Source organism: Kribbella qitaiheensis, assembly GCF_014217565.1.
GTDB lineage: Bacteria > Actinomycetota > Actinomycetes > Propionibacteriales > Kribbellaceae > Kribbella > Kribbella qitaiheensis_A.
The window spans coordinates 7,243,917-7,270,737 of record NZ_CP043661.1; the positions used below are offsets into that span (position 1 = coordinate 7,243,917).

23 protein-coding genes are annotated in these 26,821 nt (G+C 67.3%); 10 read left to right on the forward strand and 13 right to left on the reverse strand.

Annotated elements, in window-relative coordinates:
* Window positions 1–36: 36 nt before the first annotated feature.
* Window positions 37–1,497, reverse strand: a complete 1,461-nt coding sequence (locus tag F1D05_RS34365) for an MFS transporter (protein ID WP_185444456.1) — start codon at window positions 1,495–1,497, stop codon at window positions 37–39.
* A 97-nt stretch (window positions 1,498–1,594) separates the two neighbouring features.
* Between F1D05_RS34365 and F1D05_RS34370 the strand changes: the two genes are divergently transcribed.
* Entirely contained in the window at window positions 1,595–2,305 is a 711-nt protein-coding gene (locus F1D05_RS34370) for a TetR/AcrR family transcriptional regulator (protein WP_185444457.1), read from the forward strand.
* A gap of 48 nt (window positions 2,306–2,353) precedes the next feature.
* Here the strand turns inward: F1D05_RS34370 and F1D05_RS34375 are convergent, their stop codons facing one another.
* Window positions 2,354–3,163 (reverse strand): MerR family transcriptional regulator, encoded by an 810-nt coding sequence (locus F1D05_RS34375; protein WP_185444458.1) that lies wholly within the window; start codon window positions 3,161–3,163, stop codon window positions 2,354–2,356.
* Between the two features lie 12 nt (window positions 3,164–3,175).
* On the reverse strand, window positions 3,176–4,504 hold the full coding sequence (locus F1D05_RS34380) for an amidase family protein (RefSeq protein WP_185444459.1): 1,329 nt from the start codon (window positions 4,502–4,504) through the stop codon (window positions 3,176–3,178).
* A 152-nt stretch (window positions 4,505–4,656) separates the two neighbouring features.
* On the opposite strand from F1D05_RS34380, the gene F1D05_RS34385 reads away from it, so the two are divergent.
* Both F1D05_RS34385 and F1D05_RS34390 read left to right on the forward strand, forming a co-directional pair.
* Window positions 4,657–5,253, forward strand: a complete 597-nt coding sequence (locus F1D05_RS34385) for a TetR/AcrR family transcriptional regulator (RefSeq protein ID WP_185444460.1) — start codon at window positions 4,657–4,659, stop codon at window positions 5,251–5,253.
* Window positions 5,254–5,265: 12 nt separating this feature from the next.
* The gene (locus tag F1D05_RS34390) at window positions 5,266–5,700 is read left to right on the forward strand and encodes a VOC family protein (protein WP_185444461.1); all 435 of its coding nucleotides are present in this window, start codon (window positions 5,266–5,268) and stop codon (window positions 5,698–5,700) included.
* A gap of 748 nt (window positions 5,701–6,448) precedes the next feature.
* Here F1D05_RS34390 and F1D05_RS34395 read toward each other — a convergent pair.
* The 4 genes from F1D05_RS34395 to F1D05_RS34410 form a co-directional block, all read right to left on the reverse strand.
* Window positions 6,449–7,036: a GNAT family N-acetyltransferase gene (locus tag F1D05_RS34395; protein ID WP_185444462.1), complete on the reverse strand. Its 588-nt coding sequence runs from the start codon at window positions 7,034–7,036 to the stop codon at window positions 6,449–6,451.
* 30 nt (window positions 7,037–7,066) lie between these two features.
* A complete protein-coding gene (locus F1D05_RS34400; protein ID WP_185444463.1) occupies window positions 7,067–7,459 on the reverse strand; it encodes a hypothetical protein in 393 nt (130 codons plus the stop codon).
* Window positions 7,460–7,533: 74 nt separating this feature from the next.
* The gene (locus tag F1D05_RS34405; protein WP_219732979.1) at window positions 7,534–7,800 is read right to left on the reverse strand and encodes an FCD domain-containing protein; all 267 of its coding nucleotides are present in this window, start codon (window positions 7,798–7,800) and stop codon (window positions 7,534–7,536) included.
* Window positions 7,801–7,866: 66 nt separating this feature from the next.
* On the reverse strand, window positions 7,867–9,045 hold the full coding sequence (locus F1D05_RS34410) for a M20 family metallopeptidase (RefSeq protein WP_185444464.1): 1,179 nt from the start codon (window positions 9,043–9,045) through the stop codon (window positions 7,867–7,869).
* A 320-nt stretch (window positions 9,046–9,365) separates the two neighbouring features.
* On the opposite strand from F1D05_RS34410, the gene F1D05_RS34415 reads away from it, so the two are divergent.
* On the forward strand, window positions 9,366–10,169 hold the full coding sequence (locus tag F1D05_RS34415) for a D-2-hydroxyacid dehydrogenase (protein ID WP_246486200.1): 804 nt from the start codon (window positions 9,366–9,368) through the stop codon (window positions 10,167–10,169).
* Between the two features lie 206 nt (window positions 10,170–10,375).
* Here the strand turns inward: F1D05_RS34415 and F1D05_RS34420 are convergent, their stop codons facing one another.
* Window positions 10,376–11,314: an NAD-dependent epimerase/dehydratase family protein gene (locus F1D05_RS34420; RefSeq protein WP_185444465.1), complete on the reverse strand. Its 939-nt coding sequence runs from the start codon at window positions 11,312–11,314 to the stop codon at window positions 10,376–10,378.
* A 136-nt stretch (window positions 11,315–11,450) separates the two neighbouring features.
* Here F1D05_RS34420 and F1D05_RS34425 point away from each other — a divergent pair, with 136 nt between their 5' ends.
* Both F1D05_RS34425 and F1D05_RS34430 read left to right on the forward strand, forming a co-directional pair.
* Window positions 11,451–12,032 carry a TetR/AcrR family transcriptional regulator gene (locus F1D05_RS34425; RefSeq protein WP_185444466.1) on the forward strand — a complete coding sequence of 194 codons (582 nt, stop codon included), beginning with the start codon at window positions 11,451–11,453 and terminating at the stop codon, window positions 12,030–12,032.
* Window positions 12,033–12,123: 91 nt separating this feature from the next.
* Window positions 12,124–13,155, forward strand: coding sequence for a medium chain dehydrogenase/reductase family protein (locus tag F1D05_RS34430; protein WP_185444467.1), 1,032 nt, complete (start codon window positions 12,124–12,126; stop codon window positions 13,153–13,155).
* Window positions 13,156–13,167: 12 nt separating this feature from the next.
* On the opposite strand, the gene F1D05_RS34435 is transcribed toward F1D05_RS34430, so the two are convergent.
* Complete coding sequence (locus F1D05_RS34435) at window positions 13,168–14,559, reverse strand: serine hydrolase domain-containing protein (protein ID WP_185444468.1); 1,392 nt, start codon at window positions 14,557–14,559, stop codon at window positions 13,168–13,170.
* 35 nt (window positions 14,560–14,594) lie between these two features.
* Between F1D05_RS34435 and F1D05_RS34440 the strand changes: the two genes are divergently transcribed.
* The gene (locus F1D05_RS34440) at window positions 14,595–15,479 is read left to right on the forward strand and encodes a diacylglycerol/lipid kinase family protein (protein ID WP_246486201.1); all 885 of its coding nucleotides are present in this window, start codon (window positions 14,595–14,597) and stop codon (window positions 15,477–15,479) included.
* Here F1D05_RS34440 and pulA read toward each other — a convergent pair.
* The 4 genes from pulA to F1D05_RS34460 form a co-directional block, all read right to left on the reverse strand.
* A complete protein-coding gene (gene pulA / locus F1D05_RS34445; RefSeq protein WP_185444470.1) occupies window positions 15,476–21,208 on the reverse strand; it encodes a pullulanase-type alpha-1,6-glucosidase in 5,733 nt (1,910 codons plus the stop codon). The two genes, F1D05_RS34440 and pulA, sit on opposite strands and share 4 nt — an antisense overlap.
* A 120-nt stretch (window positions 21,209–21,328) precedes the next feature.
* Window positions 21,329–22,066: an SIR2 family NAD-dependent protein deacylase gene (locus F1D05_RS34450; RefSeq protein ID WP_185444471.1), complete on the reverse strand. Its 738-nt coding sequence runs from the start codon at window positions 22,064–22,066 to the stop codon at window positions 21,329–21,331.
* A 59-nt stretch (window positions 22,067–22,125) separates the two neighbouring features.
* On the reverse strand, window positions 22,126–22,332 hold the full coding sequence (locus tag F1D05_RS34455; protein WP_185444472.1) for a sulfurtransferase TusA family protein: 207 nt from the start codon (window positions 22,330–22,332) through the stop codon (window positions 22,126–22,128).
* Window positions 22,329–23,456: a cysteine desulfurase family protein gene (locus tag F1D05_RS34460; RefSeq protein WP_185444473.1), complete on the reverse strand. Its 1,128-nt coding sequence runs from the start codon at window positions 23,454–23,456 to the stop codon at window positions 22,329–22,331. The genes F1D05_RS34455 and F1D05_RS34460 overlap by 4 nt, the downstream gene beginning before the upstream one ends.
* A gap of 175 nt (window positions 23,457–23,631) precedes the next feature.
* Between F1D05_RS34460 and ctaC the strand changes: the two genes are divergently transcribed.
* The 3 genes from ctaC to F1D05_RS34475 are packed head-to-tail and all read left to right on the forward strand — an operon-like array spanning window position 23,632 to window position 26,698.
* On the forward strand, window positions 23,632–24,531 hold the full coding sequence (gene ctaC, locus F1D05_RS34465; RefSeq protein WP_185444474.1) for an aa3-type cytochrome oxidase subunit II: 900 nt from the start codon (window positions 23,632–23,634) through the stop codon (window positions 24,529–24,531).
* Window positions 24,532–24,557: 26 nt separating this feature from the next.
* Entirely contained in the window at window positions 24,558–26,306 is a 1,749-nt protein-coding gene (gene ctaD / locus F1D05_RS34470; RefSeq protein WP_206686433.1) for an aa3-type cytochrome oxidase subunit I, read from the forward strand.
* A complete protein-coding gene (locus tag F1D05_RS34475) occupies window positions 26,303–26,698 on the forward strand; it encodes a cytochrome c oxidase subunit 4 (protein ID WP_185444476.1) in 396 nt (131 codons plus the stop codon). The genes ctaD and F1D05_RS34475 overlap by 4 nt, the downstream gene beginning before the upstream one ends.
* Window positions 26,699–26,821: the final 123 nt, after the last annotated feature.

Sequence of the window (26,821 nt, forward strand, 5' to 3'; positions counted from 1 at the left end):
GCTTGTGGCTGGTGAACCAGGGTTCCGGACCGACTGTCAGTGCGTCGGAGCGTCTTCGCGGGCCCGCTTCGGGAGGGCGAAGGTGACCAGCAGGCTGACCACGAAGAGGCCGACGGCGACCAGCGTGCTGGTCTTGGTGGCGCCGAGGAACTGGTGCGCCGGGATCAGCTGGAAGAAGACCGTACCGATCACGGCGACGCCGATCGCACCGCCGAACTGCTGCATCGCGGTCAGTACGCCGGAAGCCGAGCCCGCGGCCTTGTCGTCGATCGAAGCCAGGATGATGTCGAACAGCGGCGCGAAGACCATGCCTGCCCCGATGCCCATCGCCAGCGTGGCCGGCACCAGGTTCCAGACCGTCGTCAGATCGCCGTAGTGGCGCAGGGTGAACCAGACACCGGCCGTCGCGAGCGTCATCACCACGATGCCGAGCTGCAGTGCCTTCCGGCCGAACCGCGGCGCGAGCAGGCCGGCCGACAGCGGAGCGCCGATCGCGATCCCCAGTGAGAACGGCACCATCGCGAAGCCGGCCCGCAGCGGGCTGTAGTGCAGACCGAGCTGGGTGAACAGGTTGAAGACCAGCATGAAGCCGGACATCGCCAGGAAGAACGTGGTGATCACGCCGAGCCCCGCGACGTACCCGCGGCTACGGAACAGCGACGGGTCGATGACCGGGTTGCCGGACCGGCGCTCACGCCGGCCGAACAGCGCGAAGACGGGCACGGACGAGATCATCATCGCGATCGACCAGGCCGGCCAGTCCAGTTCGCGACCCTGCACCAGCGGGTAGATCAGCAGACCGCTGGCCAGGCTGACCAGGAACACGCCGGCCGCGTCGAGCCGGGAGGCGCCGGGCGTCTTCAGTTCGGGCATGAACCTGAGGGCGCCGATCACGGCCAGGATGCCGAGCGGCACGTTGATGAAGAAGATCATCCGCCAGCCGGTGTCGAACAGGTTCGCGCGGATCAGCAGCCCGGCGACGACCGGACCGGCGACCGCGGACAGGCCCATCACCGGCCCGAACATGCCGAACGCCTTTCCGGTCTCCTCGGCTGGGAAGACCGCTTTCAGGATCGCGAAGCCTTGCGGGATCATCACCGCGCCGAGCAGGCCCTGGGCCACCCGGCTGCCGATCAGCATCTCGGGGGAGGTGGCGAATCCGCACAGCGCCGAGGCGATGGTGAAACCGACCGCGCCGATCAGGAACAGCCGGCGCCGGCCGACCAGGTCGCCGAGGCGCCCGAAGGTGATCAGGCCGATCGCGAACGCCAGCGTGTAGCCGGCCAGCATCCACTGCAGCGCGGATTCGGAGCCACCGAGCTCGGCCCGGATCGAGGGGGCGGCGATGTTGACGATGGTCGCGTCGACCAGGTCCATGATCTCGGCGAGCAGCACGGTGCCGAGCACGACCCAGCGCCACCTGTACGCCGTACCGGTGGCTGGGGTGGATCGGTCGGGTGCGGGGTCTTGGGGGCGGTCGGTGGTGACGATGCTCATCGGTGGCTCCTACGAGTCGAACGGTGTTCGTTAACGAACACTGTTCTACGCTCGTACGGTGTTCCTGTCAAGTACGGTGTTCGCTACAGTGGGCGGTATGAACCAGTCGCCGTGGCAGCCGATCAGCCCCGAGAAGCCCGCCCGTCCCGTCCGTACGCCGCTCAACCGCGAGCGCATCGTCGACGCCGCGATGCGGGTCCTGCTCGACCAGGGCTACGAGGCGGTCTCGATGCGGAAGGTCGCCCAGGCGCTGGACACCGGCCCGGCCTCGCTCTACGCGCACGTGGCGAACAAGAGGGAACTCGACCAGTTGATGGTCGACCGGGCCGCGGAGGGGATCGTGGTGCCGGCCGCCGACCCGGCCAAGTGGCAGGAGCAACTCAAGGACGGCATGCGTTCGATGCTGAAAGTGATGCGCGCCTACCCCGGGGTGGCCCGGGCGGCCATCGGTCAGGTGCCGTTGGGGGAGCGCGCGATGGCCAGTACCGAAGCCATGCTCGCGATCCTCAAGGCGGGCCGGGTGCCGGATCAGGCGGCGGCCTGGGCGATCGACATGCTCTCGCTCTACGTGACCGCGGTCGCGTTCGAGGAGAGTGTCCAGGGCGCGTCGGGATGGACGCTGGAGGATGTCGAGGGCTTCATCGCCGGCCTCCGGACCTACTTCGAGGGTCTTCCGGTGGACCGGTTCCCGCTGACGGTCGCCCTGGCCGGTGCGCTGGTGGCGGGGTCCGGGGGTGACGAGCGCTTCGAGTTCGGGCTCGAGGTCATCGTCGGCGGGCTGGCCGCCATGGTTCCCGCGGACCAGTAGGTCCTGAGTGCTTGCTGTGCAGCGCGACGCTGCCCGTGGTGCGGCCCGCTAAGGCATGAGTGGTTCCTGCAATTCGGTGACCCAACCTGCGGAGTCATCAGGGCAGTCGAGGTAGAGCTCACGGGCCGGCCCATTGGAGCGATGACCGTTGTCGTCGACCCAGCGGGCCAACGCCTGCCATGCCGGTAAAACGTCATCGATGCGGCCACGATGCACCAGCGTCGCAGCCCGGACGGCCGGTGTGTCCAGCACGGTGAGCCCGTTCAGCTCCCCGTCGTAGGAGACAACAGCCGGTACTGCGGCGTGCAGCGCCACCTGGTCGCCCGACGTCTCGTAGAAGCAGGTCAGCCGGCCGGACGGTATGACGCCTGTTGCCTCGGGCAACCGTTGGCCGAGTTCGGCGCAGAGGGGCTGGATCACCGGGCCGATCTGCTCGGGCCTGAAATCGTCGGCGATCCCCGCCAGCGCGACGTACCGAGTGGCTGGCAGGTCCTTCACGACCGCAGCCGGTACTTCGTCGCCCAGCTCGATGCTGTGCAAGCGCGATTCGACCTGGGTGAGTCTTGCGGTGCCCTCGGCGACCTCGGTCTCGAGCTCTGCCCGGCGCAGCGCGAGCATCGCCCGTACTTCGACCAGGCTGATCTCGTCGGCGAGCATCGTGCGGACCTGTTCGAGCGTGAACCCCAGATGCTTGAGCGCGACCACGCGGTTCAGGTCCGCGAGCTGGGCGGCCTCGTAACTGCGATAGCCCGTGGCCTCGTCGACGTGGGCGGGCCGGAGCAGCCCGATGGCGTCGTAGTGGCGCAGCATCCGTACCGACACCCGGCCGTGCCGGGCGAAGTCCCCGATCGCGAACATGCTGTCACCTTCCTATGGGTGGAGTGAATCAGCAACGAGGTCCGCGAAGGTGATCGCCGTGTCGTCTTCGTGGAACGCGCTGATCACCTGAGCCCCGACAGGTAGGCCGCTGGACCTGATCGGCATGCTCACCGCAGGCAGTCCGGTCAGGGATGCGTGCGAGATCCAGAAGACCTGCGCGTCGTACGGCCGTCCGTCGATCGTGCGTTCGTCGAACGGGCGGTCGTCATGCGGGAAGGCCGTCGTGAAGCTGGTCGGGCAGAGGAAGACGTCGATGTCCGCGAAGTACGCCTGCCAGGTCGCTCGCGCCGCCATCCGCCGATGCTCCTGCTGGAGGATCTCGGCCAGGCTCGCGAAGTCGGTGCCCTCGCCGTGCAGAGCGAAGAACAGTCCGACCTGGAACCCGAAGTCCTCTGCTTGAGCACTCGGATCGACGCCGTCCGGCCAACCCTCGACGAGCTTCACGCCTTGATTTGCGAGCGCGTCCAGGTGATCCGACAACGCTTCGCCGACCTCGTCGGTGACCGGTGCGTCCGGGTGGTCGAGCACGTACCCAACCCGGTAGTCGGCGAGTCTGCGGTGTCGCGGCGGTTCCAATCGCCAGCACATCGCCTTGCCGACCGGTCCGCCGGTGACCTGCAGCGCGGTCCGGAGATCCGCGGCGGATCGAGCAAGTGGGCCGACGTTCGAGATGGAAGGGAATTCGGTGGCGGGCAGGGTCGGCCCAGGTGGCTGGAAACCATCCAGCGGTACCAGGCCGGCTGTCGGTTTCAGGCCGTAGACGCCGCAGTACGCCGCGGGAAGGCGGATCGAGCCGACCAGGTCGGAGCCGTACTCGAGATAGGTCAGTCCCGATGCCAGCGCCGCCGCGCTGCCGCCGCTGGAGCCGCCCGGCGTACGGCTCACGTCGTACGGGTTGTTCGTGCGGCCGTAGATCGCGTTGCTCGTCTGGCCGAAGTCGCCGAGCATCGTGTGCACATTGCTCTTGCCGACGATGATCGCTCCGGCCCCGGCCAGTCGGTCGGCGAGCGTCGCGGAGGTGTCGGGTACGTAGTCCGCGAAGGCCGGATCACCCCAGGTCGTGTGCAGCCCGGCGACGTTGATCGCGTCTTTGATGGTCATTGGTACGCCGTGCAGCGGCCCGAGGTCGGCGCCTGATGCGACCGCTTCGTCAGCGGCTGTCGCAGCCTTCAGTGCGTACTCCGGGCGGGTCTCGACCACCGCGTTGATGCTCGTGGCGGCGGCGATCCGGGCCAGCAGTTCTTCGGTGAGTTCACGGGACGAGGCCTGGCCGGCGCTGATCGCGGCGGCTGCCTGCTGGGCGGTACGGAATTCATTCATGGCGCCAGCAGTACGGTCTGACACCGTGTCAGGGTCAAGCCCGTTGCCAATCGGAGATTACCCGAGCGCCGGACCAACTGGAGGCGCCTTCGGTGATTTCGACAGACTGATGGTATTGACAAGATTTGTACGGCGTGCAAATAATACTGACTATGTTAAAGGGGGAAGGGAACTGGCGCGAGGCGCGGCGGGCGAGTGCCCGGGCGGCCGTGTTGGTGGCGGCCTGGGAACTGGTGCGGGCGGACGGACCGGCCGCGCTGTCGATGCGGGAACTGGCTCGCAGGGCCGGCATCACCACGCCGACCGTCTATGCGTACTTCGAGTCGAAGAACGCGATCTTCGACGCGATGTTCGCGGAGGCCGCGCAGAGTTTCGTCGAGCTGAAAGCCGCGGTGCCGACCACCGACGATCCGCGGCAGGACCTGCTCGCCGAAGCTCGGGCATTTGTGGAGTTCTGCGTGTCCGACGCGCCTCGGTACCAGCTTCTGTTCCAGCGTTCCGTGCCGGGCTTCACGCCCTCGCCGGAGTCCTATGAGCTCGCAGTGAGTGCCCTGGAGGTCACTCGCGGGCTCCTCGCACGCAATGGCGTGCACGATCCGCGACACCTCGACATCTGGACCGCCGTCACGGTCGGCCTGGTCGACCAGCAGGTCTCCAACGACCCTGATGGCGACCGGTGGAGCCGGCTCGTCGACGACGTGACCCAGATGTTCCTCGATCGCTACGCGACCGGGGGAGTCAGTTCCTGAAGGGGGCACCTCATGTCCGGCGTTACCCAGGCAACACTCCACCATCTCGCCCTGACCGTGACCGATCTGGATGCCAGCGTCCGGTGGTACGGCGAGGTCTTCGACGTCCACCCGATCATGGATGTCCCACACCAGGGCGGCGTCGGCCGGATCCTCGCCAACGCCGACTATCGCCTGATGATCGCGTTGCACCGCCACGAGACCAACGACGGCGGGCTCTGCGCCGAGACGACGACCGGGCTCGACCATGCGGGCTTCACCGTCGGCAGTCGCGCCGATCTCGAGCAGTGGCAGGACCATCTGGAGGCTCACGGTGTGGTGCGCGCTGACCACGCCGACAAGCCGCTGACCCAGTCGCCGATCGCGGACGAGCCGTACGCCTCGGTCCTGGTCTTCCGCGACCAGGACAACATCCAGCTCGAACTCTTCTCGCCCGTCCAGCACTAGCGCCGTCCTGCCTCTTGCCTGGTAGGGACTGCTTGGTAGATGTCGACAATCGGCAGATATCGAGGCAGTGCATACCGGGCCGGAGAGTTCCGATGCCGAAGGTCAGGACCTCGGCGGGGGCGAAGGCGAACACGTCGGCGGGGGCTGAGGGGGAACCGGCGTTGAGTCGCTGGTTGCGGACGCGTGCAAGGTGGCGCTTCCGTGCTGACTGAAGGAGCGGTTGCCTCTGGCAACGGATACTTCTATCCGTCGACAAATGCTGACAGGCATACCGCGCGTTGATGTCGGACCAGGAGATCTTCGGCCCGGTCGCGCCGCTCACCCCCTCCTCAGGCTAGTGCCTCGTCAAGCAACGTTGGGGGTGGTACTCGCCGCCGCTGGGTTCTGCTCGCGTCTTGGCGATCGCGCGGATCGCCGGTGCGGTGGGTGGCGGGACGGTGATGGGTGTAGCTGGGCCGGGCGGGTGGCGGGACCTGGGACAGGATGTCGGGGGCTCGGACAAGCTATTTGGTGTCCCAGGTCGCGGCGGTGTGTCCCAGCCCCCGGCAGCACGTCCCGGGTTCGGGCGGGGCTGCGACTATGTGCACCAGATCTGTGATCCCGCGGCCGGAATCTGCTCAGCCGGTGCACAAAGTCGCGATCCGGATGGCTGGCCGCGGGTGAGGAGTCGGTGCTGAGGCGGCTGGGCGGTGCATTGGTCCAGCCGGGCTGACCACCGATTCCGACCTCAACGTTTCTTGTCGCGGCACTAGCTCTTGTGGTCGGTAGCGATGAGGCCGTGGAGGTGCCAGTCGTGCCAGCCGTCGGCGTGTTTGATCGCTTGGCGGAGGGTGCCTTCGAGGTGGTAGTTGGTGCGTTCCGCGACGCGGCAGGAGGCTGTGTTGGCTGTAGAGTGGTTGATGTTCAGCCGGTGGAACCCAATCTGCCCGAAAGCCCAAGCGGACAAGGCCTTTACGGATCTTGCGGCGAGGGCTTGGCCTCGGGCTGCTGGGGTCATCCAGTACGACAAACCGGCGGATGCCTCGGTCAGCGAAATCGCGCGTAGTCCGATCTGGCCGAGTGGCTGATCGTTGCCGTCGACGACTGCCCAGCTCGCTGACGTTTCCTCATCCCATCGCGCCGCCCATTGCCCGGTCCACTCGACCGCCTCATCGAGAGAGTCGAGCCGCCGCACATGCCACCGCTGGATATCAGGACAACCAAACGCGGACTGCACCATAGGCGCGTCGCTCTCCCGCCAGGGCCGCAGTACGAGCCCGTCCTCACTCGCGATCCGGGGCTGTTCGAGCTCCCGTAACGTCCCACGCCGCAAGACCGGCTCAACAAGCAGAGGCATGGTCCAGATGTTAGTGCCCCGGGGGAGGGGCTACCCGTCGGAGACTAACCGGCCTCCACGGGTGGGTGGAGCCGAAAGCCACCAGTCCAAGCTCGCCTTGCTTTCTTCCAGTAGATCGATCTTCGCCACTGCGTGCTCAATGACCTGTTGCGGGAGCCGGAGATCGTGGTCGATGACGTAGTGCGCCAAGCCCTCGGGCCACTGATAGACGCCATCGGTGAATTCGAGCGCACCGTTCGGCTGGCCGCACAGTCGGCAAGGGGAGAGCCCCATAAACGACATGATCATGGTCCCGCTGCAAAGGTAGGCCCAGACGACGTGCCTCTCGTCCTCGTTCCACGACTCGTCTACCAAGTCCTTGGGATCCGGATACTCCGGATGCATTTCGTTGCGCCAATACCCGATCAATCGCCGCGATTCCATTGACACAGTCTGACCCGGCCGCTCCGACGACCAGACGTCACCAAGGCCGGCATAGAAGCCGGCCCTCGTCACGGCTAGCCGCGACGAAGGAGCTGCGTGGGGGCCTTTCCCCCGCAGTACAGGGGCTTGGTGGGGTCGCCGGAGTGGATGGCGTTGGCCAGGGCGCGGGCGTGGATGCACATCCGGGTTTCGGTGATGAAGGTCTGGTGCGTGCGGGACAGGCGCGGGCTGCCGGCCAGGGCGACCAGGCGTTCGTGGAACGCGATGTCGACCTCGCCGCGGTGGACCCGTCGACGGTCGTGCTCGCCGATGGCTTCAGTTGCCGTACGCAAATCAGCCATGGCTCCGACCGCAACCCCCTGCACGTCGCCCAATTGCTCGCAGCCGCACGACCCAAAGACTGACGATCAGGCGAGCAGTCGAAGCGCGGTGAGTGCGTAGGTGCGGGCGGCGACCAGGAGTTCGGCGACGGCGACGGACTCGTCGGGGCGGTGGGCCTGGTCGGTCACCGAACCGGGGCCCAGGACAACCACCGGTACGCCGAGGTCGCGCGCGATGAAGCCGCCGTCGCAGGCCGCGGTCCAACCGCCCAGCGGAAGGCCCGGGCCACCCGCGTCGCCAAGGGACGCATCGGTCACCTTCACCAGCTCGGCCGATGGAGCTGTCTCGAAAGCAGGCATCTCCATCGGCATCTCGAGCTCGAAGGTCAACCCGCGCTCGCCAAGCCCGAGCCCCTCGACGCGGCTCCGCAACTCAGCGAGTACGACGTCAGGCGACTCGCCAGGGAGCAACCTGCGGTCCGCGACCACCACGCACTCGGCCGGGACGATCGAGCCACCGGTGCCACCGTCGATCTGCCCGACGCTCCAGGTCGCCGGCCCGAGCAGAGGATGCGGCGAGGCGGCCAACGACTTGTGCAGGCGTTCGATCTCGGCGACCACCGCGGCCGCGCCGTAGATCGCGTTGGCGCCACCGTCCGGATTGCCGGCGTGGCTGGCCCGGCCGTGGATCGCGACCCGCAGGTACGAGTCGCCGCGGGCGCCGATGATGGTCTGCAGGTCCGTCGGCTCGGCGGTGATGCACCCCAGGAACGCGCGATCGACCGATTCGACGTACGAGCGGATGCCCTTGCCGGTCTCCTCCTCGTCCACGAGGGCGGCGAGCTCGACCGGGCCGCTCAGCTCAACGCCGCGCAGGGCAGCCATCGCAACGAGTGCCGCGGCCACCCCGCCCTTCATGTCCGACGCGCCGCGCCCGTAGATCCGGCCGTCGACGAGCTCGCCGCCGAAGGGATCCTTGGTCCAGCCGGCACCGATCGGTACGACGTCCGTGTGCCCGAGGAGCAGGAGTCCAGGACCGTCGCCGCCGGCCAGTGCGACCGACAAATTGTCCCGGCCCGGCTCGACCCGGGAGGCGGTCATGTCGAGGCCGAGCTCGATCGCGGCGGCGCTCAGAGCGGCCACCGTCGCGGCCTCGTCGCCGGGCGGGTTCTGACCAGTTGCCCGGAGCAACGACTGCGTAGTACGGACCAGCAGGTCCTCGTCGATCCGGTCGAGTACGGCCTGTTCGGTGCCGGAAAGACTCACTGAGTTCCCTTCGCGAGGAGATCGACTGCGCGCCGTAGCCGGGTGACTCCCCTCGTGGATCCGGTCCGGTCCGGGGAGGTCAGTGTGACGGCGGTCGTGGTTGTTGACGATCCTACGGCCGAGTTTCTAGCCTCGAAGCGTGCCTCAGCCCTCGGAGCGTCCTGTCGTGGCGGTGCTCTGCGAGCGGGCGACGGACCGGCCGCCCGGCCTCTACGGACTCGCGGTGGACTTCCGGTACTGCGCTGCCGACGGCCTCGCCGACGCTGTCCGGGGTGCTCAAGGCCTGATGCTGTGGGACTTCTTCTCGACGGCGATCCGCGATGTCTGGTCCGAAGCCGACGCGCTCGAGTGGATCCACGTCACCGCGGGCCGGGGTCGACACCCTGTTGTTCGACGAACTGCGCGACTCGCCCGTCGTGGTCACCAATGCGCAGGGAGTCTTCGACCGGCCGATCGCGGAGTACGTGCTCGGCGCCGTGATCGCGCAGGCCAAGGACAGCCGGCGTAGCTTCGAGCTTCAGCAGGACCACGTCTGGCGGCACCGCGAGACGAGGAGCATCCTCGATGCTCGCGCGCTGGTGGTCGGCACGGGCGCGATCGGCCGTGCGGTGGCCCGGCTGCTCCGCGCCGCCGGGCTCTCGGTCCGCGGCGTCGGCAGGGTCGCGCGCCAGGACGATCCCGACTTCGGTGATGTGATCGCCAGCTCTTCATTGGCCAGTGAAGTCGGCTGGTGCGATCACCTGATCCTCGCCGCACCTCTGACGACCGCGACCCGCGGCCTGGTGAACGCCGACGTGCTCGCGGCGATGAAGCCCGGTGCTCATCTAGTAAATATTGCCCGCGGCCCCCTTGTGGACGAGGCGGCGCTCCTGGCCGCTTTGCTGGACGGCAAGCTCACGGCCACTCTCGACGTCTTCGACACCGAACCGCTGCCTGCGGATCACGCATTGTGGACGGCGACGAACGTGACGATCACTGCGCACATGTCGGGTGACGTCATCGGCTGGCGGGAGACGCTGGGCGCGCAGTACGCCGCTAATGTCCGCCGCTGGCTCGCGGGTGAACCACTGCTCAACGTGGTGGACAAGCAGCTCGGCGACATCCCTGGAGGAATGGCCATGTGACTGAGGTGGATCCCGGGCTCGCGGATTCGCTGGAAGCGTTCAACGTGTTGTGGTTCTCGGGCGCCGCGGCATGCGGACGCGCTCGTACTGCGGGTCGGCCAGACGTGTCAGGCCGCGACGACTGGCGTCTCCGTCGACCTTCGTGGGGAGCGCGACAGGCAGGTTCATCACCGTCACGCGGCACAGGTGCGGGGGCCATCACCTAGCTACAGGCCTTCGCGGAAGCCCGTGCGCCAGCTGGAGTAGCCGGGTTCCCAGTCGAAGGTGTGCTTGGCGAGGGAGTTGTCGGCGCCGCGGATCTCGGTGAAGGCCCCGACTCCGACGTCGCCGACCGCGAGCCGCGCCAGCCAGACCGGCAGGTGGCGGGGCGGCTTGGCGCCGAGGATCCGGGCGAACTCGGGCAGCCAGACCGACGCGGCGGCAGGGTCGTCGTCGGCGATCTGGTAGATGCCGGTCGCAGTACCTTCGATCGCCTTCACGGTGGCGTCGGCCGCGTCGTCGTAGTGGATGAACGACCAGACCCCGGCTCCGTTGCCGACCATCGGGAGCTTGCGCCGGCGGATCATCTCCACCATCGAGCCGCCGGCGCCGATGTCGCCGGTCGGGCCGTAGAAGCTGGCATACCGCAGTACGACGCCTTCGATGCCTTCCACGCTGGTGACGCGCGACTCCAGGTAGCGCAGGGCGGCCATCGTCTGCTGGGCCGCCGCGACCGGGGTCTCCTCGAGCGGTGTGTCCTCGGTCTTCGTCGCGGAACCACCGTGCTGGAGGTTCCAGCCGGCGTACCCCTGGAACACCACCCGCCGTACGCCGGTCGCCTGGGCCGCGGCGAGCAGGTAGTCCGTGCCCTTGGTGCGCAGCTCGTTCGTCGTCGCGAAGCTCTGGTCGAACTTCTTGAAGTTGATGCCGCCCCTGAGTGCGGTCATCTGGTGGACCACCACCTCGGGCTCGGTCGAAGTGACGGCGGCCTTGACCGCCTCGGCGTCGAGCCCGTTCGCGATCACCACCCCCGCCCCGTGCGCCCGGACCGCGGCCGCACTCGACTCCGACCGGATCAACCCGGTCACCTCATGCCCGGCGGCCACCAGTTTCGGCACCAGTGACTGCCCGAGCCCGCCCGTCGCACCCGCAACCAGAATCTTCATCTCTCTCGTCCTCCATCTCGGTGTCTACGACCCAGGGACACGTCGATCGGCGGCTTTGTGACTGTGACCCGCATCACTGAGGATCGCAAGGCAGCTCAGTTGACAGCGGTGCACTTGTGACTGTTCAATCAGTTACATGTCACCCCGAACCAGTCGCCCAACCGCTTCCCGGTCCAACGCCGAGGATCAGCGGGCGAACATCGTCGCCAAAGCGGTGGCTGCCTTCGCCCGGGCCGGCTATCACGCGACACCGGTCGCGGAGGTCGCCAAGGCAGCCGGGGTGTCGCCGGCGTACGTGTTCAGCCTCTTCGCCGGCAAGGTCGGACTCTTCGCCGCGACGGTCGACCGCTGCTATGAGCAGGTCGCGGACACGCTGGTCGCCGGGGGAGAGGCGGCAGGCCCGTTCGCCAAGCCGGACGAGGTGCTCGCCGCGATGACCGCCGCGTACGTCGAGCTGATCCGCGACCGGGATCTGATCATGTTGCAGGTGCACGCTCAGAGTGCCTGCGACGTGCCCGAGATCCGGGCGGCCGTGCATCGCGGTGTCGCGCGGGTGGTGCGTGCCGTCTCGACCGTCTCCCGGGCGGACTCGGCCGCGGTCCAGCAGTTCCTGGCCTACGGGCAGTTGTGCCATCTGATCGTCCAGGCCGACCTGGGAGCCGTCGACGAGGACTGGGCCCACGTCGTCAGCGACGGCATCAGCCACCACCCGGGATAAGTAAGCCTTCCAGTGGCGCCGTCACGCCGACGGCGCCTTTTTTCGGATCAAGACGTGACTGATCAGTCAGTCACAAGAGCGAGGAGAAATCATGAACGCAGTCCAGGCCACAAGAGTTGTTCTGCCCGGGTTGGTCGAGCCGGACGGGCTGCTGATCGAGACCGCTGAGGTCGCCGCGCCTCAGCCCGGGCAGCTACTGGTAGCAGTGGAGGCGACCGGCATCTCGTACGCCGAGCAGGCGATGCGCAGAGGCCGGTACTTCGGTCAGCCGGCGTTCCCGTTCGTTCCTGGCTACGACCTGGTCGGCACTGTACTGCGGGCCGGCGCCGCGGATGACGCCTCGCTGGTTGGGCAACGGGTCGCGACCATGACGAAGACGGGCGGCTGGGCCTCCCATGTCCTGGTCGAGGCGCGCGACAGCATCGTCGTACCGGCCGAGCTCGACCCGGCCGAGGCCGAAACAGTCGTCGTCAACGGAGTGACGGCGTGGCAGATGCTGCATCGGTCCGCCCGGGTCCGGGCAGGTCAGACGATCCTGCTGCACGGGGCGAGCGGTGGAGTGGGCGGAATCCTCATCCAGCTGGCGCAGCGGGCGGGAGTCCGGGTGATCGGTGGTGCGTCACCGCGACACCATGACGCGCTCAGGACGATCGGTGTCGAGCCGGTCGACTACAACGACCCGAACCTCGCCGACCGCGTGCGGGAGTTGGCGCCGGGTGGAGTGGACGCGGTGTTCGACAACGTCGGTGGTCCGATGACGCGAGTGTCGTTCGGGCTGCTCGCGCCAGGCGGCACCTTGGTGGGCTACGCGATCATCGCCGGCGTGAGCGGCTCCGGTGGGCTGGTGCTGCCCTTCGCGAAGGCGCTCGGTCAGGTGCTGCTGTACAACCTGCTTCCGAACGGGCGGCGCGCCACCTTCTACGACCTCTGGGCCGGGCACAAGCTGCGCCCGGCCCGTTTCCGCAAACACCTCGAGGAGGACCTCGGGGCGGTGTTCGAACTGCTGGCGGACGGCACGCTGAAGGCCAACGTCGCCGCCCGCTTCCCGCTGGACGAAGCGGCCGCCGCGCTTGCGCTGGCGGAGTCCCATACCGTTTCCGGCAAGATCATCCTGTTGCCTTGAGCGACAGTGTGGTCAGGTGGAGCGCAGGGTGTAGGTCGCGGGGCCGAAGCCGACGTTGTTGAGGCCGTCGATCACCAACGCGTCGTCGTCCGTGCGGCAGGTCATCGTCACCGCGAACGGCGTCTCCAGGTAGCGGAAAGTCGCCACGAACGCGTCGCCGTCGGCGTACGCGCTGGTCACCATCCGCGCCGGCGGATCGGTCAGCTCGTCGGTCGACTCACGCCAGTCGCCGGGTGCGCAGACGATGTCCTGGGACTTCTCGACGGCGGTCTCCCACAGCCCGGCCGTGGTCGAGAAAGTGAACGTTCCGGTGCCGTCCGCGTCGAGCCGGGCCGAGACCAACATCGCCTGGTTTGGCTCGAAGCGGTAGGTCCGGCCGTTGCCGGTCGGCACAGCACCCTTCGGCGGCAAGATCTGCAATCGCGTCGGTCGCTGTGTCCCGTCACCGGTGGCCCCTTCGAAGACCGGCAGGAGGTGCTCCCAGACGATGTCCAAGGTGGCCTGCATGTCGGCGGAGGCGCTGGTGATGACCAGGGTCGCGTCCTGTTCGGGGAAGACCAGGCAGTACTGACCGAACGCTCCGTCCGCGCGATACGCCCCGTGCCGCGCTCGCCAGAACTGCAGGCCGTAGCCCCGCTTCCAGTCCGGGTTGTCCTGGTTGTCGTTCGGCACCTGCTTGCTGGTGGCCGCGTCGACCCACTCGGCCGGGATCAACTGCTTCCCGTCCCATTCGCCGCGCTGCAGCAGCAACTGCCCGAACTTCGCCAGTGACTCGGTGTTGAGATTCAGCCCCCAGCCGCCGGTCGTGATCCCCTCCCGCGACGAGTCCCAGGTCGCCTCGGTCGCGCCGAGTGGCTCGAACAGCCGCGGCCGGAGATAGTCCAGCAGTGTCTCGCCGGTCACCTTCTGCAGGATCGCCGACAGCAGGTAGGTCGCGCCGCTGTTGTAGACGAACAGCGTCCCAGGCTCGACCTCGACCTCGAGCCCGAGGAAGATCCCGACCATCCGGCGGTCCCGGGTCAGCCGCTCGACGGTGTCCTCCGAATGCCCGGTGGTCATCGTCAGCAGATGCCGGACCTTCATCGCGGCCAGGTTGTCGCTGATCTTCTCCGGCAACTCGTCGGAGCCGAAGAACGAGATCACCTGGTCGTCCAGCGAGAGCTGCCCGGCCCCGATGAGCAGCCCGATCGCCATCGAGGTGAAGCTCTTCGACACCGAGAACAGCATGTGCCGATCGGTCAGCCGGTACGGCGCCCACTCTTCTGCCAGCACTATCTGCCCGTGCCGAACCAGGACCATTGTCTGGATCTCCTGCTCCGAGGCATCCAGCGCGGCGACGAACGAGTCCAGCGCGTCGGCTGACAGACTCTGTGCTTCTGGCGTACTCCGTGGAAGGCTGCTCATTCCTCAGACGTTATCTCCCGGGACGGACAACTCTCTTGCGAGCCGCTGTAATCCTCAATCCGGTCAAAGTGCCGGAAGACTTCCAATCGATCGTCGACGTGGCACTCACCAAACACGACTTCACGAACACCCTCTGGCTGGAGACCGCCGAAGACGATCCGGGCATCTCGATGGCCAAGCGGGCGATCGAGGAGACGGTCGACCTGGTCGTGGTCGCCGGCGGGGACGGTACGGTCCGGGTGGTCTGCGCCGAGCTGGCCGGTACTGCGATCCCGATCGCGGTGCTCCCCGTCGGGACCGGCAACCTGCTCGCGCGCAACCTGGACATCTCGCTGGATCTGGAGATCGCGCTCGTCGAGGTACTGGGTGGAACCGAGCGCCGCATCGACAGCGTTCAGGTCGAGGGCGACGAGCTCGGGACCGACCGCTTCGTGGTGATGGCAGGCCTCGGCCTCGACGCCGCGATCATCGCGGACGCCCCCGACGAGCTGAAGAAACGCGTCGGCTGGGCGGCGTACATCGTCTCGACCCTGAAGAACCTCAACCACCCGTTCGTCACCGTCGAGATCACCATCGACGACCGTCGGCCCTTCACCCGCCGCGCCCGCACCGCTGTCATCGGCAACGTCGGCACCCTGCAGGCGAACATCCCGCTCCTCCCGGATGCCCGCCCCGACGACGACCTGATCGACCTGGTCGTCCTCGCCCCCCGCCGCCTGACTCACTGGCCCCGCTTGGTGCTGAGCCTGGTCGCGAAATCCGTCCAGGAGGGCCGCCACATCGAACGCTTCACCGGCCGGACCATCCGGCTCCGTACTCCGACCCCGGTCCGCCGCCAACTTGACGGCGACGAGATCCCCGAAGGCACCACCCTTACCGCTTCGGTAGACCCCGCCGCCCTCGTCGTCCGCGTCCCCTAGTGCTGGAGTAGTACTGCGACGGTGCGGGCGGGGACTGTCGCTGTTCCGGTGGATGAAGCCCACGTGGTTTGTTTGACGATCGGGTCGGAGCCGCTCGCCTGTACGGGGGAGAGGGTGAGCGGTTGCCCGGCGAGCGCCGTGATCTGTTGGGTGACGGGTGAGCTGGTCGTGTTGAAGACGATGAGGGCACCCTTGAGTGACGGGTCGACGTTGGAGCCGATGGTGTCGTCGATGCGCAGGGTGACCACGCCGGGCTTGGCCGACGGTGTGCCGCTGAGGGGGAAGGTGACCTTCTGGTTGATGAGGGTCGCCGAGCCCAGACGGAACAAGGGCGTCGAGAAGCGGAGCTTCAGGAGGTCGGCGGCGGCAGCGGACGCCGTGGCGACGTCAGCGGCCGACGGCTTCAGGGCCGGGTTGGCCAGCAGCGGCTTCATGAAAGGCCACTTGGCTTCGTTGTCCGCCTTGAGGGGCAGGCCGTGGCCGAAGCCGTTGTCGGCGCCGGTCCAGTCGAGGGGGTTGAACCAGTCACCGGAGTTGTAGGAGTTGCGGTCGAGGGACTTGCTGCGGAGCAGGTCCGCGCCGGCGTGCCAGAAGGACGGCGTCTGGGCAAGTGCGGTCGTTGCCAGGGACAGCGTGTTCATCCGGACCCGGTCGGCCATCGGCAAGGAAGCGGGCAGCTTGTAGGTGAGCGAGTCCCACAAAGTTTCGTTGTCGTGGGCATCGACGTAGCTGATCACCTCGTCCGGCTGATCGGCGTACCCGGCGGGGGAGCCGTTGTAGTCGACCCCATCACCCCGTACGACGGCGCCGCCGTCCGCCGAGTTGAACGTGAACGAGCGAAGGTTGCCCGCGAGTCCGAGCTGGACCAGGTCGGTGTCGTGAGCGAGCCGCTTGGCCTGCTCGGCGGGAGTTCCGTTGATCGCGGCGCCATTCGGGTCGCTGGCTGCGCCGGAGCCGAAGCCCTGGACCCGCGGGTCGTCGTCGAACGGACCGCCACCGCGAACCGCGTCGCGCATCCGGTCCGAGAACGTCCCGATCCCGGTGCCGCCGAGGTTGCCCTGCGTGGCCTGGACGAAGAGCGCGTTGTTCGCGACCTCACCGAAGTTCCAGCCCTCGCCGTACAGGTAGATCTTCTTGCCGTCCACGCCGTCGTGGGCCAGTGTCAGCTTGTCCAGAGCGGAACGCACCTTGAGCATGTTCGCCTTGCTGTGGTGCCCCATCAGGTCGTACCGGAACCCGTCGACGCGATAGTTCTTCGCCGACGAGACGGTCGAGTCGACCATGATCTTCTCGGCCATCGTGTGCTCGGTGGCGACGTTGCTGCAGCAGGTCGAGTTCTCGACCCCGCCGACAGCGTTCAGCCGCTGGTAGTAGCCGGGGACAACCTTGTCGAGAATCGAAGTCGGCGCCTGACCATTGGCAGGGGTGTGGTTGTAGACCTGATCCAGTACTACGCGCAGACCCGACTTGTGCAGCCCGCCGACCATCGTGCGGAACTCCGCCACGCGAGCCAGCCCATCCCGCGCGGCCGCTGTCGCATAGGAGCCCTCCGGCGCGAGCCAGTGGTACGGGTCGTATCCCCAGTTGAAGCCGTCGGTCGCGGCGACCGCACCCACACAAGCCTGCTGCTCCTCAGAATCCGGTGCATAAGACTTGAGATCACACGCGGGATCCGAGTGAGCGCTCTCCGGGATGCTCGCGATGTCGAAGGTCGGCAGCAGGTGCACCGTGTTCAGCCCGGCCGCGGCCATCGCTCGCAGGTGCTTCGTGCCGTTGCCCTCGTCCGCGAAGGCGAGATAGGTCCCGCGGTGCGCGGCCGGCACGGTCGAGTCGCTGATCGAGAAGTCCCGCACATGCAGCTCGTAGATCGTCGAGTCCACACCGCGAGCGAGCTTCGGCGACGGAGTACCGGCCCAGAGAGCGGGCTTCCCGGCTGAGCTGTCGAGATCCACCGCGACGGAGTACGTCGAGTCGGTGGTGAGCGCAACGGAGTACGGATCGGTGACGACGTTCGTCTCCACCTTGCCGGTGCTCGGCGCGAAGACCGTCACCTCGAAACGGTAGAGAGCGTTTGCCCATGACCTCCTGCCTTCCACGGACCAGGAGCCGTCCGAGTTGGCCTTCATGGCGACGTGCGAAGAGCCGACGAGCAGTACGACGTTCTGCGCGGTCGGCGCCCACAGCGTGAACCGCGGCACCCCACCACGCCAGGTCACGCCGTACGAGCGCCCTGCGGCCGAGCCATACACGTCGTCCAGCACACCAGGGATCTGTACGCCGGTCGCATCCAGCAATCGCCCGGAATCGTCGTACTGCGCCAAGCCGAGCTGCCCCTTCAGCATCTTCCCGGCATCAGCATGATCCAACCGAAGCGCCGTGTAACCGGCCAGCCGGGGGAACTTCGCCAGCACAGCAGCCGGAAGCCCCGCCGGATCCACGCGGAGCCCGGCCGACGTACCACCGATGTCGTCCGCGTCCACAGCCAGCGAACCCGTCAGCGACGAATGCAGGCGCCAGCGAGACCGCTCGGGATGAGCCACAGCCGGTACTGCGACCAGGTCGCGCCCGACCCAGTACGCCTTGGCCTGCTTGAGGTCGGGCTGTGCACCCGGCTTGGCCGTGGTCACCGTCAGCACGTGTGACGCCAGCACGTACGAGAAGGTGACGACCAGCCCGTCGCCCGGAACCGTGATCGGGATGTTGGCGCCGTCCTTGACGCCGCCCGCTCCGTAGTTCTCGTCGAAGGACAGGTTGTGCGCGACCTTCGCCTCATAGCTGCCCGCTCCGATCTCCGTCGTCGACCAGGTGTAGGTACCGTCCCCATCCTGGTCGGTCAGCCAGGGCCGCATGCAGTCCGGTGTCCAGTCGGCGGGACAACCCAGCTCGGACTGGAACGAGCCCGGCAGGGTGATGATCGGCCCCTCCGCGTTGGAGGTGGCGAAGTGCCTGCCGTGCTCGTAGTAGAACGTCACCGGCGTAGCAGGAGCCGTGTAGGAGATGTTGGCGCCGTTCAAGGCACCGCCGGCGCCGTAGTTCTCGTCCCACGACTTGTTGATCGCTGCCTTGTAGGCGTGCTCTCCAGCGGGGAGCGTGTAGGTGCCCTTCCACACCTTGTCCTTCGGGTCCAGGGTGAGCTGCGCCTGGTCGCAGTCCGGTGACCAGTCAGCAGGGCAACCCATCTCGCTGTTGTGGTCGCCGGGCACGCTGACGTTGGCCGGCTGGGTGACCGGGCCGGTGCCACCGCCTCCACCAGGCGTGGGAGCGTCGCCGACGATGCCGTAGGAGCCCGACACGGAGTAGTTGCCCGAGGCATCCCGCAGTACGGCGCGGTACTCGAGCAGGGTCCCCTTCGGCAGCCCGCTGACGTCGTGGAACACGCGATACGGCGCGTTGTCGTCCGACCCGAGTCGCTGCCACGCCGTAGTACCGACTGGGCGGTAGCCGAACGTCACAGTCACCGGCGTGTTCTCCGGCACGGCTGCGGCGATCTCCGCACGGCCGCCAAGAGAGGCGCCCGGCTCCGGCAAGCTCATGTAGACCGCAGGCGCCTTGGCACGATGCGGCAGGGTCGTAGTGGCCCGGTAGACCGTCACTGACAGCGGGCCCTGAGTGAGGAGCACACGTCCCTCACGGTCGGTCTTGAGCTGACCGCCGCCGCCGTAGATCGGCTTTAACCGGCTGTCCTTCATGTACGTCGGAACGGTCGCCGACTTGGCAGTGGTCCCGTTGTTGGAGACGACCAGGTACTCGGTGCGGTCAGCCCCGAACCGGCTGAACGCGTAGAGCCCGGAAGTGTTCGACGAGTACCGGTGCACCTGGGTGCCGTCGGCCAGCGCCGGGTACTGCGCGCGCAGCTTGGCCAACCCGGCGATGTGCTTGTACATCGGCGCATTGACGTCGAACCGGTCCTTGCTGCCGATCGTCGTCGTCCCACTGCCGTCGACAACCTCGTCGTCGACGTAGTCGGTGGTCTTGGTCGCGAAGATGTCCTGCCGCGCGTCCTTGTCACCGCCAGGGCCGGTGAAGCCCTGCTCGTCGCCGTAGTAGATCACCGGCTGCCCGCGGGTCAGGTACATCAGCGAGTGCGCCAGCTTGTCGCGGGCAAGCAACTCCTGGCCGTTCGCCCCGCTCTGCTTGATGAAGGTCCCGACGCGGCCCATGTCGTGGTTCCCGAGGAACGTCGGTAGCTGGTAGGCGTTCGAATCCGCGTCGGTGTAGTAGTCGTCGTTCGCGTAGAGGTCGCGCAACTGGGTGCTCGGTTTGCCCTCGGCGTACTGGACCGCGTTCTGCTGGAAACCGAAGTCGAGCGTGGCCTGCAGCGCGCCCTGGGTCGTGTAGGTCGACATGAACTTCGGGTCGGCGTCGTAGACCTCACCGAACATGAAGAAGTTCTTGGTGCCCTTCGCCTTCGCGGCGGCCAGGATCCGCGGCGAGAACTTCTGCCAGAACTCGATGTTCACGTGCTTGACGGTGTCGATCCGGAACCCGTCGATGCCGAGCTCGGCCCAGGTCTTGTACACGTCGATCATGCCGTCGCGGACCTTCGGCTGCTCGGTGAACAGGTCGTCCAGCCCGACGAAGTCGCCGTACTCCGCGGACTCACCGGCGAAGGTCGAGTCACCGCGGTTGTGATAGAGCGTCGGGTCGTTCAGCCAGGCCGGCACCTTGACGGTCTCGTCGGCCGGCGTCTTGAAGATCGGCACGTTCGGGAACGAGGTGTCGCGGTCCAGCGGCGGGAAGGTGTCGCCGCCCGCGTAGGTCTTGTCGTCGAAGACGTTGCCGTCGGCATCCTTGTACGGGCTGGTGGACTTCGGGATGTAGCCGTACTGGCCGGACTGGTAGGCGATCACGTCCGCGGTGTGGTTGGTGATGATGTCGAAGAAGACCTTCATCCCCTTGCCGTGCGCCAGCGTGATCAGCTTCTGCATGTCCGCGTTCGTGCCCAGGTGCGGATCGATCTGGGTGAAGTCGGTGATCCAGTAGCCGTGGTACCCGGCGCTCACGTTCGCGCCCTCGCCCTGCACCGGCCGGTTCTTGAACGACGGCGTCAGCCAGATGCTCGTCGTACCGAGTGACTTGATGTAGTCGAGCTTCTGCATCACGCCGGTCAGATCGCCACCGTGGTAGAAGCCCTTGTCGGTCGGGTCGAGACCGGTAGTGAGCCGGTCGCCGGTGAGGCCGCCCGCGTCGTTCGACTTGTTCCCGTTGGCGAACCGGTCCGCCATCAGGAAGTAGAACCGCTCCTTGGTGAGGTCCTTGCGCAGGCTGGGGCTCGCGAGCGCTTTGTCTGCCGCGGTCAACCCACCGGCCAGATCGACAGGCTTCACCGTCACCAGGTGGGTGGTGTCGTCGTAGCTGAACTGAACCTTGGCCGGGCCCTCGAGCCGCAGCGGGATGTTCGCGCCGTTGAGGGTGCCGCCCGCGCCGTAGTTCTCGTCCCAGCCGCCGTTGACGGTGACCTTGTACTCGTACGCTCCGGCGGGCACGTCGAACACCCGCCCGTACTGCGTACTTGTGGTCCCCTGGGTGAGCTCGCTCGCCGCACAGGACGGCTGCCAGTCGGCAGGACAGCCCAGCTCGCTCTGCAACGACCCCGCCACGGTGATCACCCGCTCGGCGACGACCTGGGCAGGCGCAGCAGGCGCAGCGGTCGCAGTACCGAGGCCGAGCACGACCATGGCAGCCGCGGTCACCCCCGCGGTCATCCGTCGCATGACAGACCTACTCATCACGGGACCCCTCCCAAAAGGCAGCACAAACTGCTCGGACGCTAACCCGGGCCTCGGCCTCGCGGAAGGCCTCAAAGGTCGCGGTCAGGTGACGAGCGGCGGCCGGGAGAGCGGGATCGGTCAGCTGATCAGGGCGGGGAGGGCGATCTCGATGGGGTCCGGGACGAGCGCGGTGGCTTCCTCGTCGTACGGCGTGGGGTCGGCGTTGAGGATCAGCAGTGGGATGCCGGCGGTGAGTGCGATGTCGCAGAGGCCGGCGGCTGGGTAGACCTGGAGGGAGGTGCCGATCGCGAGGAAGAGGTCTGCCGAGCGGGTGGCGGCGACCGCGGCGTCGAGGACGGTCTGGTCGAGCGATTGGCCGAAGGAGACGGTCGCCGACTTCAGGATGCCGCCGCAGACCTCGCAAGCCGGGTCTTCCTCGCCGGCTTCGAGGCGGCGGAGGACGTCGGCCATCGGGATGCGGCGGCCGCAGCTCAGGCAGTCGACGGACCGGACGGTTCCGTGCAGCTCGTGGACCAGGCCTGGTGACGAGCCGGCCTTCTGGTGGAGTCCGTCGACGTTCTGGGTGGTCAGGCCGGTGAGCCTGCCTTGGCGTTCGAGGTCGACGAGGGCGAGGTGGCCGGCGTTCGGCTCGGCGGTCCACGCGGGCGCCGCGAGGCGGAACTTCCACGCCTCGACCCGGACCGCCCGCGAGACGACGTACGAGTCGATGTCGAACATCGCCTGCGCCTCGGGGTTCTTCGTCCAGACGCCCTGCGGACCGCGGAAGTCGGGGATGCCAGAGGCGGTGGAGATGCCCGCACCGGTCAGTACTGCGATCCGCTCGGCCTTCGACACCAGTTCCTCGGCAGTGGTCACACCTGAGAACGTACTGCCTTCCACTCCGGCCCCAGCACGGCCGTGATGACGTCGTTGAACTAGCTCAGCCGGCGTACGACGTACTGCTCGTCGGTGGCGGAGACGAGTTCCTGGGAGCGCATCCGGCACCAGGCGGGGATGTCGATGGCGGCAGCCGGGTCGTCGGCGAGCACTGTGATCGTGTCGCCGACCTCCACCCCCGGGAGCGCCTGGGCGAGCTTGATCACGGGGAGTGGGCAGAGCATGCCGCGGCAGTCGAGCGTCACATCCCCACCTCCGCCCTGATCCGCCGTACGAGCCCAGGGAGCACCGTCGCGAAGCGGTCGACCTCATCATGCGTGCTGGTCCGCCCCAGCGACACCCGGATGTTGCCGTGCGTGAGCACGCCCATCGCGGCGAGTACGTGAGACGGGCGCAGCGTGCTCGACGTACAGGCTGATCCACTGGAGACAGCGAAGCCTTCGGCATCCAGTGCCGTCACGAGCGCCTCGCCGTCGACGTACAAGCAGGAGAACGTCAGCACGTGGGGGAGTCGATCGTCAGGGTCGCCGACCACCTCCACGTCGGAGATGTCAGCCGCTACCCGCTGCCGCAGTTCGTCGATCCAGGCGCGGTGCTGCTTGTCGAGCTCGTCTGCCTCGGTCAACCGCGCCTGCAGGGCAGCAGCCGCAGCCAGGATCGCTGGGACGTCGGGATGCCCAGGGGAGAGGCCGTCCTCGCGTTCGTCCACAGGCCACGTCGGTGCGAGCCGCGTACCTTTCCGTACTGCGAGCAGCCCCACCCCGGCCGGCCCGCCCCACTTGTGAGCACTGCCTGTCAACGCCGACCAACCAGCCGGTACTACGTCGTGCCCGAGCGAGGCAGCGCCGTCCACGAACAAAGGCACACCGGCCTTGGCGCAGACCTCAGCAGCCCAGCCAATGGGCTGCCGCGTCCCCACCTCGTGGTTGGCCGACTGCAACGCGGCTACTGCGACCCCTGGCTTGCTCACCTCGGCCTCGAACGCGTCCCGGTCGATCCGGCCGAGCTGATCCACGCCCACCTCCACCGCAGTACCGGCAGCAGCCGCAGCATGCAGTACTGCGGAATGCTCGACGGCCGCGTGCACCACGGTGGGCCCGATCCGGCGCCGGGCGGCCGCCACAGCGGCCAGGCCGGAGTGGATCGCGGCCGTGCCAGAGGTGGTCAGATAGAGCTCGTCAGGGCGTACTCCGACACTCTCCGCGAGCACCGCCCGGGCGTTGTCCAGCAGCAGTCTGGCGGTCCGTCCCTCATGGTGCAGCCGGGCGGGATCCGCCCAGCCGGAATCCACCGCCGACAGCAACATCTCCCGGGCCGCGGGATGGAGTGGTTCGGATGACGCGGCATCTAAATAGGCACGCTGGATCACAGGGGAAACGCTAGAGCATGTCTGCCCCTCCTCCAGTGCGGCGAGACGCCCACCGAGTGCCGCGCAGCACGGAGCGGATGGGCAGACATGCTCTAGCCCTACCTATGCGCAGAAGCGTCGGAGGTGTCCAGTAGTGTTCTGTCGTCAGTCTCACCTGGGAAGGGAAAGGCGCCCCGTGGGTTCGAACGGCACGCCCGGAGTCGAGCGCGCAGCTGGTCTGGAGAAGACCGCGGCCGCCGCACGTCCGGCGAAGCGACGCTTGCTGGTTCCGGCGGCGGTAGTGGTGGGCACCTTGGTGCTGACCGGCTGCTCGTCGCAGACCAACGAGCAGTGGAAGCGACTCGGTTTGCCCGAGGGCGCTTCGGACCGGACCGAGGCGATGAAGAGCCTCTGGATCGGCGCCTGGATCGCGGCTCTCGTCATCGGCGTGATGGTGTGGGGCCTGATCCTCTATGCGGTCGTCCGCTACCGCAAGCGCAACGAAGACGCACCGCGGCAGACGCGCTACAACCTGCCGCTGGAGGTGCTGTACACGCTGGCCCCGTTCGCCATCATCGGCGTGCTCTTCTTCTACACCGTCGAGCACGGCAACAAGATCACCGAGATGTCGGACCACCCGTCGCACACGATCAACGTGGTCGGCCAGCAGTGGCAGTGGACCTTCAACTACAAGGACACCGTGGACGGGCAGGAGGGCGTCTGGGAGACCGGCACGCTCGACAAGCCGGCCGAGCTGTGGCTGCCGCAAGGTGAGTCGGTGCACTTCGACCTGACCTCCCCGGACGTCATCCACTCCTTCTGGGTGCCCTCGTTCTACTTCAAGCTGGACGTCATCCCGGGCCGCACCAACAAGCTCGAGCTGACCCCGACCAAGACCGGCACCTTCGCGGGTAAGTGCGCGGAGCTGTGCGGCCTCTACCACAGCCGGATGGTGTTCACCGTCAAGGTGGTCACGCCCGACGAGTACAAGGCGCACCTGGAGGACCTCGCTCGCCGGGGCCAGACCGGCGCCGCGACCGGTGGCCAGGACGCGACCACCATTCCCGGGACCGGGAAGCAGGAGGGCGGGAAGTGACTGACTTCGCCGAGCGCACAGGCGGTATCGCGGCCACCGCGGTACTGCCGAGGCGGCGCAGCAAGGGCAAGATCGCGGTCAAGTGGCTCACCACCACCGACCACAAGCTGATCGGCCACCTGTACCTGATCACCTCCTTCGTCTTCTTCCTGATCGCCGGCGTGATGGCGCTGCTGATCCGGGCCGAGCTGGCCAAGCCGGGTCTGCAGATCGTGAACGAAGAGGTCTACAACCAGCTCTTCACGATGCACGGCACGATCATGCTGCTGCTGTTCGCGACGCCGCTGTTCGTCGGCTTCGCGAACGTGATCATGCCGGTCCAGATCGGCGCCCCCGACGTCGCGTTCCCGCGGCTCAACATGTTCAGCTTCTGGCTGTTCCTGTTCGGCGGCCTGATCACGCTGTCCGGGTTCTTCACCCCGGGCGGCGCGGCCGACTTCGGCTGGTTCGCCTACGCCCCGCTGTCGAACGCGGTCCGTTCGCCGGGCATCGGCGGTGACCTGTGGATCATGGGTCTGTGGATGGCCGGTCTGGGCACGATCCTGGGTGCGGTCAACTTCGTTACCACCGTGATCACCATGCGCGCCCCCGGGATGACGATGTTCCGGATGCCGATCTTCACCTGGAACATCCTGGTGACGTCGATCCTGGTCCTGATCGCCTTCCCGATCCTGGCCGGCGCGCTGCTGATGCTGGAGGCGGATCGAGCCTTGGGGGCTCACGTCTTCGACGCCGCCAACGGCGGCCCAATTCTCTGGCAACACCTGTTCTGGTTCTTCGGCCATCCCGAGGTCTACATCATCGCGCTGCCGTTCTTCGGCATCATCACCGAGATCCTGCCGGTGTTCAGCCGCAAGCCGGTCTTCGGCTACATCGGCCTGGTCGGCGCGACGCTGTGGATCGCGATCCTGTCGGTGGCGGTGTGGGCGCACCACATGTTTGTCACCGGCGCGGTGAACCTGCCGTTCTTCTCCTTCATGACGTTCTTGATCGCGGTCCCGACCGGGGTGAAGTTCTTCAACTGGATCGGCACGATGTGGGGCGGCTCGCTGTCGTTCGACACCCCGATGCTGTGGTCGATCGGCTTCCTCACGACGTTCCTGTTCGGCGGCCTGACCGGCGTCATCCTGGCCTCGCCCGCGCTGGACTACCAGCTGTCCGACTCGTACTTCGTGGTCGCGCACTTCCACTACGTCGTCTTCGGCACGGTGGTGTTCGCGATGTTCGCGGGCTTCTACTTCTGGTGGCCCAAGATGACCGGCCGGATGCTCGACGAGAAGCTCGGCAAGCTGCACTTCTGGCTGCTGTTCATCGGCTTCCACACCACCTTCCTGGTCCAGCACTGGCTGGGCGTCGAGGGCATGCCGCGCCGCTACGCGTCGTACGGCGCCAACGAGGGTTTCACCACGCTGAACGAGGTGTCCAGCGTCGGTGCCTTCATCCTGGGCCTGTCGATGCTGCCGTTCTTCTACAACGTCTACAAGTCGCGGAAGGCGCCGCTGGTCGGCGTCGACGACCCGTGGGGCTGGGGCCGATCGCTGGAGTGGGCGACCAGTTCCCCGCCGCCGCGGCACAACTTCGTCAGCCTGCCCCGGATCCGGTCCGAGAGCCCCGCTTTCGACCTGCACCACCCGGAGATCGCGATGGCGGAGTACGGCGACAGCGGAGCGCCCCGGGACAACCTGCTGGACGCCGGCGAGGATCAGGGCCGGGTAGAGAATCTTGAACGCAACATCAACGCCGGTACCGGCGTGGACGGGGAGGACAAGGTATGAAGGCTGAGGCCTGGGTCTTCGGCATCCTGACGGTGTTCGTCCTCATCGTCACGCCGATCTACTGGCTCATGTCGGAGGACCCGACCGGCACCACCGCCTTGGTGATGACGTTCTTCCTCTCCCTGCTGGTGGCGTTCTACCTCAGCGTGACCGGGCGCCGGATGGACGCCCGGCCGGAGGACCGCAAGGAAGCCGAGATCGTGGAAGGCGCCGGCGAGCTCGGCTTCTTCCCGCCGTACTCGTGGTGGCCGCTGTGGTGCGCCGGCACGCTGGCGGTGGTCGTCCTCGGTGTCGTGTTCGGCTGGTGGCTGTTCATCGTCGGCTGCGGCATCGGCATCGTCACCCTGTCCGGCTTCATCTTCGAGTACTACCGCGGTGACCACGCTCACTGAGCGTGCGGCCGGGTGATGATCTACCTGGCAATTTCGTAAAAAACCGAACCAAACCGTTCTGCCAACCGTCACCAGTACTGCGGGCCGTGGGGCCCTGCCGTGCTGGTGACGTCGCAGTGCGTG

Coding starts and splice junctions, on each gene's coding strand:
- F1D05_RS34405 (WP_219732979.1), bottom strand. CDS start 7,800: ATGGCTGATTTGCGTACGGCAACTGAAGCCATCGGCGAGCACGACCGT.
- F1D05_RS34400 (WP_185444463.1), bottom strand. CDS start 7,459: ATGGAATCGCGGCGATTGATCGGGTATTGGCGCAACGAAATGCATCCG.
- F1D05_RS34385 (WP_185444460.1), top strand. CDS start 4,657: ATGTTAAAGGGGGAAGGGAACTGGCGCGAGGCGCGGCGGGCGAGTGCC.
- pulA (WP_185444470.1), bottom strand. CDS start 21,208: ATGAGTAGGTCTGTCATGCGACGGATGACCGCGGGGGTGACCGCGGCT.
- F1D05_RS34475 (WP_185444476.1), top strand. CDS start 26,303: ATGAAGGCTGAGGCCTGGGTCTTCGGCATCCTGACGGTGTTCGTCCTC.
- F1D05_RS34375 (WP_185444458.1), bottom strand. CDS start 3,163: ATGTTCGCGATCGGGGACTTCGCCCGGCACGGCCGGGTGTCGGTACGG.
- F1D05_RS34435 (WP_185444468.1), bottom strand. CDS start 14,559: ATGAGCAGCCTTCCACGGAGTACGCCAGAAGCACAGAGTCTGTCAGCC.
- F1D05_RS34365 (WP_185444456.1), bottom strand. CDS start 1,497: ATGAGCATCGTCACCACCGACCGCCCCCAAGACCCCGCACCCGACCGA.
- F1D05_RS34420 (WP_185444465.1), bottom strand. CDS start 11,314: ATGAAGATTCTGGTTGCGGGTGCGACGGGCGGGCTCGGGCAGTCACTG.
- F1D05_RS34395 (WP_185444462.1), bottom strand. CDS start 7,036: ATGCCTCTGCTTGTTGAGCCGGTCTTGCGGCGTGGGACGTTACGGGAG.
- F1D05_RS34415 (WP_246486200.1), top strand. CDS start 9,366: ATGTCTGGTCCGAAGCCGACGCGCTCGAGTGGATCCACGTCACCGCGG.
- F1D05_RS34390 (WP_185444461.1), top strand. CDS start 5,266: ATGTCCGGCGTTACCCAGGCAACACTCCACCATCTCGCCCTGACCGTG.
- F1D05_RS34380 (WP_185444459.1), bottom strand. CDS start 4,504: ATGAATGAATTCCGTACCGCCCAGCAGGCAGCCGCCGCGATCAGCGCC.
- F1D05_RS34430 (WP_185444467.1), top strand. CDS start 12,124: ATGAACGCAGTCCAGGCCACAAGAGTTGTTCTGCCCGGGTTGGTCGAG.
- F1D05_RS34425 (WP_185444466.1), top strand. CDS start 11,451: ATGTCACCCCGAACCAGTCGCCCAACCGCTTCCCGGTCCAACGCCGAG.
- F1D05_RS34370 (WP_185444457.1), top strand. CDS start 1,595: ATGAACCAGTCGCCGTGGCAGCCGATCAGCCCCGAGAAGCCCGCCCGT.